The organism is Chitinivibrio alkaliphilus ACht1, assembly GCF_000474745.1.
Classification (GTDB): Bacteria; Fibrobacterota; Chitinivibrionia; order Chitinivibrionales; family Chitinivibrionaceae; genus Chitinivibrio; species Chitinivibrio alkaliphilus.
On record NZ_ASJR01000007.1, the window covers coordinates 1 to 12,837 of the forward strand.

General features: G+C 45.0%; 13 protein-coding genes and 1 tRNA gene. 2 read left to right on the top strand and 12 right to left on the bottom strand.

All coding sequences use genetic code 11. The annotated features are described in order from the left end of the window. Positions 1-221: hypothetical protein (locus CALK_RS13005; protein ID WP_034636787.1), on the top strand; the 221-nt coding region annotated here is incomplete at its 5' end. A gap of 159 nt (positions 222-380) precedes the next feature. Here the strand turns inward: CALK_RS13005 and CALK_RS04390 are convergent. The 5 genes from CALK_RS04390 to CALK_RS04410 form a co-directional block, all read right to left on the bottom strand. Then, positions 381-728: a phosphomannose isomerase type II C-terminal cupin domain gene (locus CALK_RS04390; RefSeq protein WP_204365298.1), complete on the bottom strand. Its 348-nt coding sequence runs from the start codon at positions 726-728 to the stop codon at positions 381-383. Positions 729-730: 2 nt separating this feature from the next. Then, entirely contained in the window at positions 731-1,699 is a 969-nt protein-coding gene (locus CALK_RS04395; RefSeq protein ID WP_022636451.1) for a radical SAM protein, read from the bottom strand. Beyond that, the gene (locus CALK_RS12530; RefSeq protein ID WP_022636452.1) at positions 1,692-3,065 is read right to left on the bottom strand and encodes a sigma-54-dependent transcriptional regulator; all 1,374 of its coding nucleotides are present in this window, start codon (positions 3,063-3,065) and stop codon (positions 1,692-1,694) included. The genes CALK_RS04395 and CALK_RS12530 overlap by 8 nt, the downstream gene beginning before the upstream one ends. Positions 3,066-3,121: 56 nt before the next feature. Next, a tRNA-His gene (locus CALK_RS04405) sits at positions 3,122-3,198 on the bottom strand. 58 nt (positions 3,199-3,256) lie between these two features. Next, the gene (locus CALK_RS04410; RefSeq protein WP_022636453.1) at positions 3,257-4,159 is read right to left on the bottom strand and encodes a hypothetical protein; all 903 of its coding nucleotides are present in this window, start codon (positions 4,157-4,159) and stop codon (positions 3,257-3,259) included. 180 nt (positions 4,160-4,339) lie between these two features. Here CALK_RS04410 and fbaA point away from each other — a divergent pair, with 180 nt between their 5' ends. Continuing rightward, complete coding sequence (fbaA, locus tag CALK_RS04415) at positions 4,340-5,410, top strand: class II fructose-bisphosphate aldolase (RefSeq protein ID WP_022636454.1); 1,071 nt, start codon at positions 4,340-4,342, stop codon at positions 5,408-5,410. Between the two features lie 492 nt (positions 5,411-5,902). Here the strand turns inward: fbaA and trpB are convergent, their stop codons facing one another. From trpB to CALK_RS04450, 7 genes are all read right to left on the bottom strand, one after another. Beyond that, complete coding sequence (gene trpB, locus CALK_RS04420; RefSeq protein ID WP_022636455.1) at positions 5,903-7,129, bottom strand: tryptophan synthase subunit beta; 1,227 nt, start codon at positions 7,127-7,129, stop codon at positions 5,903-5,905. 99 nt (positions 7,130-7,228) lie between these two features. Further along, a complete protein-coding gene (locus CALK_RS04425) occupies positions 7,229-7,480 on the bottom strand; it encodes a hypothetical protein (RefSeq protein WP_022636456.1) in 252 nt (83 codons plus the stop codon). A gap of 321 nt (positions 7,481-7,801) precedes the next feature. Further along, a complete protein-coding gene (locus tag CALK_RS04430) occupies positions 7,802-8,332 on the bottom strand; it encodes a 3-isopropylmalate dehydratase small subunit (protein ID WP_022636457.1) in 531 nt (176 codons plus the stop codon). 1 nt (position 8,333) lies between these two features. Then, positions 8,334-9,626: a 3-isopropylmalate dehydratase large subunit gene (locus CALK_RS04435; protein ID WP_022636458.1), complete on the bottom strand. Its 1,293-nt coding sequence runs from the start codon at positions 9,624-9,626 to the stop codon at positions 8,334-8,336. Between the two features lie 73 nt (positions 9,627-9,699). After that, positions 9,700-10,005 carry a hypothetical protein gene (locus tag CALK_RS04440; RefSeq protein ID WP_022636459.1) on the bottom strand — a complete coding sequence of 102 codons (306 nt, stop codon included), beginning with the start codon at positions 10,003-10,005 and terminating at the stop codon, positions 9,700-9,702. A 2-nt stretch (positions 10,006-10,007) separates the two neighbouring features. After that, entirely contained in the window at positions 10,008-10,418 is a 411-nt protein-coding gene (locus CALK_RS04445; RefSeq protein ID WP_022636460.1) for a hypothetical protein, read from the bottom strand. A gap of 219 nt (positions 10,419-10,637) precedes the next feature. Beyond that, positions 10,638-12,728, bottom strand: a complete 2,091-nt coding sequence (locus CALK_RS04450; RefSeq protein WP_022636461.1) for a polyribonucleotide nucleotidyltransferase — start codon at positions 12,726-12,728, stop codon at positions 10,638-10,640. Positions 12,729-12,837 lie beyond the last annotated feature (109 nt).

Sequence of the window (12,837 nt, forward strand, 5' to 3'; positions counted from 1 at the left end):
GACACTTACTGTTTACCTCAAGGCCAAGAAGATCGGCAGCCATAGATAGTATAACCCTTCTTTCCGTAACGGATCTTGATTCCACAAGCCGGGTTGCACTTTATGATCTTTCACTGGAGATTGGGTTTGGTCTGCTAAGGCGTGAGATTATTAAAGATGGCTATACCTATACTCTACCAAAACAGTCAAAACCAGAAAAGGGAAAAGAGGAAAATGAGTAGTCGTGATACCTCTTTAAAGGAGCCTCTATGAAAATAAAATTGCGAACAATTCGTAACACTATCTCAAGCTATGATACACCTCTGCCGTAACAGTCATCATGTTTGATGTCTGAATGTTGTGCCTTCCAGCTGAGCAGGGGGCATTGATGGAGTCTTTCTTTATACGCGACCAAAGTCGTCTTCATACCGAACAATATCGTCTTCTCCGAAGTATTCGCCGGTTTGAACCTCAATAAAAATAAGTTCGAGGGAGCCCGTATTGGTAATGCGGTGCTTCTGTCCGCGGTGGATATCAATGGTTTTACCGTAAGTGAAGGTGATTTCCAGCCCATCGAGGGTTACCACCCCTTCTCCTTGTACCATGGTCCAGAGTTCATCACGTTTTGAATGGGATTGCAGACTCAAACGCTTTCCCGGTAGTACATTAATTCTTTTTACCTTATATGCCTGAGAATCTTCAAGAATTGTGTAGGTTCCCCAGGGGCGTGTAAAACAGATATCACCCACCATTACTCCTTCGTACCATTGTTCTTACGGGTTTCGTAAAATATACCACGTTGCTCTGTGCGGGAGAAAATCAGTTCTTCCTGAGAAAGTTTTTCTAAGACTGCATGAAGTTCTTTCTCGTCCTTCCCCGTAGTCTGCTGTAGATCTTGCAAGGTCATGGGACGCCGAGAGATATAGTTACAGATGAGTGTTTCAATGGGGGTGGTTTTGTCTGAAAACGTGTAAGTCGTGTCTACTTTACTCACATTTTCCACGGGATACGAAAGATAGCTTTGGAGTATCTCCTGGGCCATGCGCACGGTAACAGCATCAGCAGGAGTTACCCATGACTCAGGGGCAGGACGATCAAGGGTATTGAGTTGGAGTTTTTCAGCTGTGAGGGTTTGTAAATAGGTGCCCAGCTGGTGCAGGGATGCTTCATCTGTGTTTTTTCCTGGGATAAGAAAATGCTCCAGCCAAATTTTTCCGGTACACTCAGAACAAAACTGTTGAATTCCCTCCATCATAGCGCTCACGGTAAGTGAAGCGGCGGGGCGATTTATTTCTGTAAAGAGAGCGGGGGCAACGGCATCAACGGATATTTTTACAATATCCAGAGAGGCGATTTCACGACGAACCGTGGGAAGATGGAGCAAGGTGCCGTTGGTAAGCACCACAAGAGTATACGCGGGGTATTCCCGTTGTATCCACTGAATAAGTGCACCAATCTCAGAATTGAGGGTGGGTTCCCCTGCGCCGGAGAAGGTAATGCAGTCCAACTGTGGCTTTATTGCAAGAAATTCGGCCAGTTCTGCCTGTACCTTCGCACGGGGAACATACTCTTTTCGATCTGTTGTGAGGGTAGAGGTGGCACCGCATTCGCAGTATACGCAATCGATGGTACATACCTTATGCGGCACTAGATCGACACCAAGAGATATACCAAGGCGTCGTGAAGGAATGGGGCCAAAAAGATATTGATAGTTACTCATGGGCAGCCTCATTTTCATACTCTTTGAGTTTGTTTCGTAAGGTGCGGATTGAAATGTCGAGAAGCTCAGCGGTTTTTGTTTTGTTGTTATTACAAAAGTCGAGGGTTTTAAAAATAAGCTCCCGCTCTGCTTGCGCCACGGTCATTCCGGGAGTAAGGCCGGATTTTTCCTGGGGAGATTTCCGTAATAAGAGCGTCTCTGGCTCTATAGTTCCCTGTCCTGTGAGAACAACCGCTCGTTCGATGGCATTTTCAAGCTCTCGGATATTTCCGGGCCAGCTATGCCCAAGGAGCTCAGCGGCGGCACCCGAAGAGAGCCCGGTTACGGAGAGCCCATTTTCTTCATTGTATTTGGTAATGAAATGCTCAGCAAGGGCTTCAATATCCTCTTTTCTTTCACGAAGGGGTGGCAGGGTGAAATGGAATACATTGATACGGTAGTAGAGATCTTCCCGAAAGGTACCTTCGGACACTTCCTTATGGAGATCGCGGTTGGTTGTTGCTATAATACGGACATTAACATCCACTGGTGCATCACTTCCCACCTTGTCTACTTCTTTTTCCTGAAGAACACGAAGGAGTTTTGCTTGCACACTGAGGGGCATTTCCCCAATTTCATCAAGGAGTAAGGTTCCTCCCGATGCCAGCTCAAATTTCCCATTGCGAGATTTAATAGCCCCCGTAAAGGCACCTTTTTCATGTCCAAAGAGTTCCGATTCAATCAACCCCTCCGGAAGGGCAGCACAGTTAACTTTTATGAAGGGACCGCCCGCCCGATCACTTAAGGCGTGGATGGATTTGGCGATTAACTCTTTCCCCGTTCCTGATTCCCCCGTGATAAGAACCGTGGATCGACTTTTCGACACGGTTTCCGTTAGGCTGCGTAATTTCTGGATTTTGGCGGTGGTGCCCACATAGTTCCAATCTGTTCGCAAGGCTTTTCGAAGGGTGCGATTTTCTCGGTGTAACAGCGTATTTTCCCGTTGGAGAGAAGAAGTGTCAAGGGCACGTTTTAGAAGGGTTTCAAGTTCATCAACAAAGGAGGGACGCCCCTTTTCGACAAAATAAAAGGCGCCGCAATGCATTGCTTCTACGGCAGTTTGAATATCACCGTATGCAGACATGAGCAGTACGGGGGTATGGGGATACCGATGCTGTATTTCTTTCAGAAGGGTAATACCGTCCATTTCCGGCATCTTTATATCAGAGATAATTGCTTGCACGCGTGTTTTTTTTAAGCAATTCAGAGCAGCTTTGCCATGTTCAGCTTCAAGAATTTCATAGGTATCTGAGAATCTTAGAAACTCCACCACTGATGATCTCATGTGAACATCGTCATCGACAACTAATATGCATGGTTTTTCCATAGATCCTCCGGAAGAGACAAAAAAAGGGTCCCGTAGGGAACCCTTTTTTATATGTATGGGGTGGCTGATGGGACTTGAACCCACAACAACTAGAACCACAATCTAGTGCTCTAACCAGTTGAACTACAGCCACCATATCTTTCAAAGACGCTCTAATATATATGGCACGAACGTAAAATGCAAGGGTGATATTATTTTTTCTCTAATTTTATGTTGCTCCATGTTGCGGGGATATATGAATCGGCATTTTCAGGAATCGCTCCCTGCTCAGCAAGATAGGCAAAGCCCAAACGGCGGTTTTTCTGGAATTTTACGCCAAGATTATTCCAGGGAATTCGTATAATACGAAGAGAATCTCTTTCTGTACTATTCATATCTCCAAACCACTCACGAGACCGATACGAAATCTCCACGGAAGTTGTATCAGCAGAGCTTCGCCGATCGATATAGTAAAAGGGCATTTCAGCTGCAGTATCTAAGGAAATATAGCGAACCGAAAAGAGGGGAAACCCGGTTTTTGCATTGGCAGGATCGAGAGCAATGGTTCCCGTTTTTTCAGTATGGGCAGCTAGAATTAGCTCTTCGGGAGTTGCTGCCATATAGACGTTGGTGGGAAGTTCCTCTTCTGCAACTTGCGCGTACTGTTCTGCCACGGCTTCATCAGAGAGTGATCCTTCTTCAAAGAGGGGTACGGGGATTTCCTCATTGAGTGCGTGAGAGCTAATACGGTATTTTGATATGGGACCAACAGTTCCCGATAGATTGTGATCCGGAACAGCCCATCGCAGATAATAGTAAGCTTCACCACCCATGTTTCGGAGACTTGTCTGCATAGATACGGTATTTCCCGACGGGGAAATATCTGCGTTGCTTCGGCTGACAATGCGTTCTCGTCCATGAAGGTTGCGTTCTACTAACATCAAAGATACGGTACTTTCGTACACGCTCTCATCACTGATAAACTGAATCGAGAGGCTGTCATCTCGGAGGGTACTCCATCCTTCCGGAGAATGAAAGACAAGTTTTTCACGGGCCGTGCTGGAGATGGTGAGAATAAAAAGAGAGAGAATGGTCACCAGTGCTGTTTTACACATGATACCTCCGTAAGGGTGTTAATAGCATACAGTGTTGAATATATAAAAATGGCGAAGACACATTAAAAATTATTTCACAAATGTTTTTTCAATAGCCTCAAACGGTTTGCCGTAGTATGTAATTTTCCCATATATTATATTTTGATTGGTAGATTCTTAACTTTATGAGGAGAATGAACTATGAGCAATGCCTTTGACGCAATTACCCCCGGTGTATTGTACGGGAAAGAGCTTACGAAAGCCTATGAAATTGCAAAAGAAAAAATGATAGCCCTTCCTGCAGTAAACTGTGTGGGCTCTGATTCCATTAACGCTGTAATGGAAGCGGCTGCGAAGATTAATCGTCCCGTGATCATTCAGTTTTCCAACGGTGGTGCTTCTTTCAACGCAGGGAAAGGGCTTTCCCTTGATGGTCAGGAAGCCGCAGTGCTTGGTGCTATTGCCGGTGCTGAACATGTTCATCGTCTTGCTGAGGCGTACGGGGTTTCTGTAATCCTTCATACAGATCACTGTGCAAAAAACATTATTTCTTGGGTGGATGGACTTATTGAGTATGGAGAAACCTATTATAAAAACCATGGTCGTCCGCTCTTTTCTTCACACATGCTGGATCTCTCTGAAGAACCCTTGGAAGAAAACATTGCTACATCAAAAGAGTATCTTGCGCGTCTTTCAAAAATAGAGATGGGTCTTGAGATAGAGCTTGGTATTACCGGTGGTGAAGAAGATGGTGTTGACAATACCGATGTGGATAAGGAAGACCTCTACTCAAAACCTGAGGAGATCGCCTATGCCTATGAAGAGCTTAGCAAGGTTTCTCCTCATTTTACCATTGCAGCATCCTTTGGAAATGTACACGGTGTTTACAAACCCGGCAATGTTATCTTGAGCCCTGAAATTCTTGATGCTGCACAAAAGCATATTCAGGAAAAATTCGGAACTGAAGAAAAACCAGTGAATTTTGTCTTTCATGGTGGGTCTGGTTCAGAGCCGGAGAAAATTCAAGAATCTCTTACCTACGGTGTTATCAAAATGAACATTGATACCGATACACAGTGGGCAACCTGGAAAGCGCTCCTTGATTATTATACTGAGTATAAAGACTATCTTCAAGGGCAGATTGGAAACCCCGATGGGGATGATAAGCCGAATAAGAAGTATTACGATCCTCGTAAATGGCTTCGTGCTTCTGAAGAAGGTATGGTTACTCGTGTACTTGAAGCATACGATGCGCTGGAGTACAAGGGATAATACCGGCGGTAATATATCTCATGAAGGGGAGTCACCGTGTGGTGGCTCCTTTTTTGTATGGAGGGGCTTGCCCTAGCGGTGAATCTCTGCGTTTCGTAGCCAAAGGGCAAGGTTGATCCCGTGGGCAGGAATCAGCAGCTGGAGGTAAATCTTGTGTCTGAGGATTTATAGGGATTATACACCAATTACCTGGGAAGATCACCCATTCTGGAACGGCAAAGAGCGTAATGTCTAGAGGTTCATTCAAGGGAGATTAAATTCGAATATCATTGGGTGGATACTCAATTTCTATCTATAAGATATGTCGAAGGTCGTTGGGAAGATACACGAGAAGCAGTGGAAAGGGCTCTGTGCAGGTTTCAGAGGCAAATAACGGATAGATTGATACTGCTTGTTGTGAAACTAAAAGAGGGAGTAAGAACCACCATATACGGAGTGTGTAAGGGGCATAAGAGGGGAGAGCGCGTAATTCCTCACTCTCCCCGTTACGTTTTAGAGAGTGATACCAAAGGAGCTACCGTACTGCTCCACCACGTAGTCAATATCTTTATCTCCGCGTCCTGAGAGGTTTACAAGCACCGTGGCATCCGACGGAAGGGTGCGTGCGAGTTTTTGAGCAAAGGCAACAGCATGAGCACTTTCTATGGCGGGTATAATACCCTCAGCACGAGCCAGTTCAAAGAAGGCGGTCAGAGCTTCTTCATCGCCAATATGGCGATATTTTACCCGCTGGATATCATGGAGGTAGGAATGTTGGGGGCCCACTCCCGGATAGTCAAGCCCCGAGGCTACAGAGTAGACAGGGTGCGGAGTACCTTCTTCGTCTTGAAGATTATAGCATTTAAATCCATGGAGAAGTCCCGGTGCACCTTTTGTAATGGTGGCGGCATGTTTCCCAATCTCCTCTACATCTGTTCCCGACGGTTCAATTCCATAGAGTTCGACATCGTCATTGTCAAGAAAGGCGGTAAATAACCCCATGGCGTTACTTCCCCCACCAACACAAGCTACTAAGGCTGTAGGAAGAGAACCACCGGAAGTTTCCTGAAACTGTTTTTTTGCTTCTTCACCGATTACTTTTTGGAAATCGCGTACCATCATGGGGAAGGGGTGCGGCCCAACCACAGAGCCAATGGCATAGAGCTGTGTGACAGGATCTTTTAGGTATGCTTCAAAGGCGGCATCAACCGCTTCTTTTAACGTCTTAAGACCATGAGAAACAGGTACTACCCGTGCTCCTAATATCTTCATTCGCACAACATTGGGGTGTTCTTTCTGGATATCTACTTCTCCCATGTAGATATCACATTCAAGACCAACTAAGGCGGCAGCTGTTGCCAAGGCAACGCCGTGCTGTCCAGCACCGGTTTCCGCAATAATCTTTTTCTTCCCCATTTTTTTTGCAAGAAGTGCTTCACCGATACAGTGGTTGATCTTGTGTGCACCCGTATGGTTTAAGTCTTCTCGTTTTAGATAAATCTGGGCACCGCCAACGGTTCTGCTTAAATTCTTCGCGTGAAAGATTGGGCTTGGTCTTCCTATATAGTGTTTGCCATAGTACGCAAGTTCTTCCTGAAATTCTGCGGTATCTTTAATGGCATTGTAGGCATCGGTTATCTCTTCCAGAACGCCTTCAAGCTCCGGGGGAACAAAGCGGCCACCGTATTCACCGAAAAACCCATTTTCGTCAGGCATTTTGCCCGGATCAACTGCTGACATAGTACCTCCATCGTGTATCTTTGAACCATGACAATATAAGATATTGTACTCCCCTTAGATGTGAATTAGTGAAATTATCTCTCGGGGAAGGCAGGAGGATTATAATTTTTGATCAAATAATTTTGAGAAAACTTCTGACAAGTCTTCGTTTACCACATCTGAGTTATAAAAATCATTTTTAATTCGTTTCTGCACTTCATTTAGTGAGCCCGCTTTTCCCCCCTCATAGGTGTCTCTACGCACATTCCGGGAAGACTTGTTTTTACTCACGGACTTATTTTCAGCAGGAGAATTTGTACCTCTGCCTCGATGGTAGTTGTATTGAGCTGCTGCGGTATGTCCAATTCTCATAATATGCTCCTAATAAACCCTACTATACTATCGGTGTTTGTAAGCTGGTGCTTTATCTTTTTATCTTTTTATTTGAATAAAACTGAAACAGGGGCGTTTAAAGGGTACCATATGAGCATGAATAAGGCAATAGTACGAGAATGTCCTGTAGTACTGGTATGATATGAGAAGAACTGTTTGAGCACTATGCGATGCGGTGGGCTTTCAGTGAATCAGTCGTATCGGTAGGAGGGGAATTTGTGGTACGGACCTCTCCCGTGATGTACGGGAGAGGTCCGTAGTAATTGGTCCATATGAGGCTTGTTGTATTGGTAGATCGCCCTAATATCGACTATCGGCAAACTCTACCCACCCTCCTGCCTCAACAAGGGCTTTGTCAAATTCAGAGAGGGAAAAGGTACAATTGTACAACTCCTTTTCGTTATTTGAAAAGGTAAGCCGTTGTTCCTCCATCATAATTGCGCAGGTAAGGTGTGGAGTTTGTTGTAGGGCAAAGATATTGTTTATTTCCTCCTTAGGAAGCTCAAGGGCTAGCATGCCGCAATTAAACATGTTTTGACGAAAAATGCGTGCATAACTCTCTGCGATGACCACATGAATGCCGTTTACTTCCAAGGCCCAGGGAGCGTGTTCTCGCGATGAGCCACACCCAAAATTCTCACGGGTGATCAGTACTTCAGCATTACGCAATTGCTCTCCCTTCGGGTCAAATCGTTCAAGGGATAGGTCTTCCAGTAGATAGGGTTGTAATGCCTCTTTAGTTACCTCTGTGAGATATTTTGCCGGAATAATCTCATCAGTATTGATATCAGATCTGTCAAGAAAGAGTGGTGATCCACCAAATTGTTTCATATTATATCTCCTTTATGTCACGTGGGTCAGATAGTTTTCCCGTGATGCCCGCAGCTGCTGCTGAGGCAGGGCTCATAAGGTGTACCATCCCACCTTTACCCATGCGACCGTTGAAGTTTCTATTTGTGGTAGCAGCGGCAACTTCTCCCTCTGCAAGCACTCCGTTGCTCATACCAAGGCAGGCACCACAAGTTGGGTTTGACACTAAATACCCAGCATCAAGAAAGATATCGATGAGTCCTTCTTTCAGGGCTTCGCGATATATCTTTGGAGTTGCAGGAGAAACAATGCCACGCGTGCCTCGGGCAAGGCGATGCCCCTTTGTAACTTCCGCGGCAATTCGTAAGTCAGAGAGACGTCCATTTGTGCAGCTACCAATATAGACTTGGTCAACCCGTGCGTCTGTAAAATTACGGAGATTGTCAACGTGATCGGGTTTATACCCATAGGTTGCACAGGGTTCAACCGCTGATGCATCTATTTTGACAACCTGTGCGTATGATGCATCGGAGTCTGACCACCATTTCTTAAAATCTTCTATTGCACGAGAGCGATCGTGCTCATACTCTTCGGCGATAAATTCCCAAAGATAGTCTACTGTTTTTTCATCGGGCATACAAATACCGGAGGTGCCACCAGCTTCAATTGCCATATTGGTAAGGGTCATCCGTTCTTCCATGGAGAAATTATCTACCACTTCACCACGAAATTCAATTACATGATCTGTTGCACCATTTACGGTGAGTTTTTTAATAATTTCGAGCATAATATCTTTTGCGTAGACGCGGTTGCCTAGGGTTCCAGATATTTCAACAAGTATTGTTTCGGGTTTCCGGAAGGCGCAGACGCCTTTTAAAATCCCCACTTCAAGATCCGTTGTGCCCACACCACAGGAGAACGCTCCAAAGGCACCATGGGTGCAGGTATGGCTGTCTCCCATAATTACGGTATATCCAGGACGGATGAATCCTTTTTCCGGGAAGAGGGCGTGGCAGACTCCGTTTTGTCCAATATCAAAGAAATCCCTTATGTTGTGACGATCTGCCCAGTCGCGGAGTATCTTACCTTGCATGGCACTTTTACTGTCTTTTGCAGGGGTAACGTGGTCAATGACCGCTTTTATTTTTGTGTTGTTAAAGACACGGTCTTTTTTTCGCCATTCAAGATCTGCAATGGCCACGGGAGTTGTTATTTCATGGCACATTACAACGTCAAGATTCAGTACATGTGTTCCGGGGAAGGGGACATCACGCAGTTTGGCTTCAAACACCTTTTCAACCAGGGTTTTACCCATCTCTCCTCCTGAAAATAAAATTTCGCCGTAATATATATTTTGCAGCTCTAAAAAATCGGGGGAGAATATTATTTTAGCTACATTCAACAATGACTTTTGTGTTTGAAAAACGAAAAAATTGTTCCTTCTTGTAGAGCCCTTTTTCGATGAAGGGAAGCGTGTTTTCAGAGCCAAAGTCAGCGGGGGTGTACCAGTTTGAGACACGATTTTTTTGTAATACCCCAGCCTCCATCAAGGTTTTTGCCATGAGTTGACTGCAGAATACTCCCTCCCGTGTTTCGCGACGCAAATACTTTCCCATATGGGCAAAAAGGGCAACGCGCTGCCCGCTGGGGATATGGGACTTGTATTCCTGTGAGATGCAGGTGGGAAGTGCCACGCTTATTTTTTTCTCGCAGCGGGTGAGGTGAGTCGCCGCAGGGCATATTGCTTATTAGGGGTGCATAGTCGGGTTTGTGCACTGGTGAGCATGGGGCCTTCCTTTGCAGTATCTCCCAGTACTTCCCGAATTGTATCTTTTTTTACATTTGATTCCCACAGAAAAATTTTTCCCGTGGGGGTACGAACTACCATGGCGATATGCCCCCACGGGGATCCGTTTGTGAGAAGGGTGACAGCCTTGTTAAAAAAACTATTGCCATGGCAGAGTATAAGGTCGCCTGTGTGTAGAGACGCAAAAAAAGTACTTTGTTCTTCTTCGGTGCTGTTATTGGGGGTAAGTTTTGTTAACTTTCCGTGGTATGCAGAGGCAAAGAGAAGAAAGGCTAGTATCCATACTCCATTATCCCACATGAAAATACTCCTGATACGAACGTGTATGGTATCATTCTATCATGGAGGAGGTGTTTTATGCAACTCTTAAGGAGTACCGAAAGAGGGGATAATACTATGCTCAAAAAAAAGTTTTTTGTAATAATTTCATAATCAATGTGATATAGATGCTGCGTTTACAGTAAAAGGTTCTTTGTGTGTGTCGTAAAAAAAGAGGGCCGAAAGGGCCCTCTATTATGTCTATGCTTCACTTTTGGGTTTGAGTGCTTTTAAACTCAGCCGCACCTTACCGTTTCGTTCAAGACCAATAATTTTCACATTTATTGTGTCTCCTTCTTTCAAGTAGGCATTTACATCCTCGACCCGTGTATGGTCAATTTCAGAGATGTGAAGCAGACCTTCCTGTTTGGGAAGATATTCGCAAAATGCACCGAAATCAACAATCTTCTTAACTGTTGCCTCGTATACTTTATTAACTTCAGGTTTTTCAGTTAACTTTTCAATCAAGGCATTTACCGCCTCAGCATCTGACCTGTTTTGTGCTGCAATGGTAATAGTTCCGTCGTCAGCGATGTTGATATCAGCAGAGTGTTCTTCCTGCATTTCCTTGATCGTTTTTCCTCCGGGACCAATAATTATACCAATATCTTTCTCGTTTACCTTTGTTGTAACAATGGCCGGAGCAAAATTGGAAAGCTGTGTTCGTGGTTCTGCGATGGATTCTTCCATGATGTCAAGAATTTTCATACGTGCAGTTCGTGCTTTCCCAAGGGCTGTTTTCATCAGTTCCGGTGTTATGCCGTCAATCTTGATGTCCATTTGAATTGCCGTGATGCCTTCGCGACTTCCAGCAACCTTAAAGTCCATATCACCTAAGTGGTCTTCCGTACCAAGAATATCAGTTAAAATGGCGAGGTCATCACCGTCACTAATAAGTCCCATTGCGATACCTGCAATTGGGCATTTGATAGGAACACCTGCGGCCATTAAAGAGAGAGATCCGCCACAAATAGACGCCATGGAGGATGAGCCGTTGGACTCGGTAATATCAGATACAATACGAACCGTATAGGGAAACACCTGCTCAGGGGGGAGAACAGGAGAAAGGGCGTTCTCAGCGAGATGACCATGGCCAATTTCTCGACGTTTTGGAATGCCGAGGCGACCGGTTTCCCCAACACAGTATGGAGGAAAATTATAGTGAAGATAGTATGTTTTACGGAAATCCTCTTGGAGGTTGTCAACGATCATCTCATCACGTTTATTTCCCAGGGTTGTTGTAACAAGAGCTTGGGTTTCACCACGAGTGAAAATAGCAGATCCGTGCGCTCGAGGAAGAAAGTCAAGCTCGCAGGTGATCTTACGGATGTCATCAAGACCACGTCCACCGATGCGCTTGCCTTCTTTTAGAATTGTGGTGCGCATATCCTCTGCTTCAAGATCATGGAATGCTGCTTTGATATCACTTTCTTGCTCAGGAAATTTTTCTTCAAGCCCTTCAAGGACTTCTTTTTGAAGATCAGCGAGCTTCTCATAGCGCTCTTCCTTGTCGGAAAGAAAACTATATTCGTGAAGACGCGTACCAACAATTTCTTTTACTGCTGCGTCAATGTCACTACTTCTGCCTTCCGGCGCTTCAAAGTGAACTTCCGAAACATTGAGCTGTGCGAGAAATTCTTTCTGCATTTGACAAATGGACTTAATGTGGTCATGGGCATACATGATCGAATCCACAATTTCGTCCTCAGTTACCTCATAGGAACCACCTTCAACCATCATGATTGAGTCGGCTGTTCCTGCGATAATAATGTTGAAGTCGCCTTTTTCAGCTTCTTCACGAGTAGGCATGGCCTTGAGTTTTCCGTCGAGACGCGTTACACGTACTGCTGCCACAGGCTCGTTAAAGGGAAGGTCGGATATGCAAAGGGCAAAGGATGCTGCCGTAACAGCGTTTACGTCTGCAGGATGTACTTCATCTGCAGAGATAACCGTGTTTACAATCTGCACTTCTTCTTTATACCCTTTTGGGAAGAGAGGGCGAATGGGTCGATCAACAACCCGCGCGCTTAAAATTTCGTGCGTGCTGGGGCGCCCCTCACGCTTAAAAAAACTGCCGGGGATTTTCCCTGCAGCATAGGATTGCTCGATAAACTCAACGGTGAGAGGAAAAAAATCAATACCTTCCCGGGCCGTACCATTACAGGCAGTGCTGAGAAGGATTGTATCGCCGATGCGAATGGTAGCTGATCCATTCGCCTGTTTTGCTATTCGTCCGGTTTCAAGAGTGATTTCTGTACCATCAACGGTAACAGACTTACTGTGAACTGTCATTCATTCTCCATTACTAATTATAACACTTTTTCGTAAAATCAATATATATAGATTTGAATGTTGCATGTACAAAAAATACACTTTCTTTTTAAAAACACCACCTTGCTTT

Excerpts from the sequence above, each read along its gene's own strand:
- CALK_RS12530 (WP_022636452.1), bottom strand. The coding sequence starts at position 3,065 with ATGGAAAAACCATGCATATTAGTTGTCGATGACGATGTTCACATGAGA.
- CALK_RS04425 (WP_022636456.1), bottom strand. The coding sequence starts at position 7,480 with ATGAGAATTGGACATACCGCAGCAGCTCAATACAACTACCATCGAGGC.
- trpB (WP_022636455.1), bottom strand. The coding sequence starts at position 7,129 with ATGTCAGCAGTTGATCCGGGCAAAATGCCTGACGAAAATGGGTTTTTC.
- CALK_RS04435 (WP_022636458.1), bottom strand. The coding sequence starts at position 9,626 with ATGGGTAAAACCCTGGTTGAAAAGGTGTTTGAAGCCAAACTGCGTGAT.
- fbaA (WP_022636454.1), top strand. The coding sequence starts at position 4,340 with ATGAGCAATGCCTTTGACGCAATTACCCCCGGTGTATTGTACGGGAAA.
- CALK_RS04395 (WP_022636451.1), bottom strand. The coding sequence starts at position 1,699 with ATGAGTAACTATCAATATCTTTTTGGCCCCATTCCTTCACGACGCCTT.
- CALK_RS04410 (WP_022636453.1), bottom strand. The coding sequence starts at position 4,159 with ATGTGTAAAACAGCACTGGTGACCATTCTCTCTCTTTTTATTCTCACC.
- CALK_RS04445 (WP_022636460.1), bottom strand. The coding sequence starts at position 10,418 with ATGTGGGATAATGGAGTATGGATACTAGCCTTTCTTCTCTTTGCCTCT.
- CALK_RS04430 (WP_022636457.1), bottom strand. The coding sequence starts at position 8,332 with ATGAAACAATTTGGTGGATCACCACTCTTTCTTGACAGATCTGATATC.
- CALK_RS04450 (WP_022636461.1), bottom strand. The coding sequence starts at position 12,728 with ATGACAGTTCACAGTAAGTCTGTTACCGTTGATGGTACAGAAATCACT.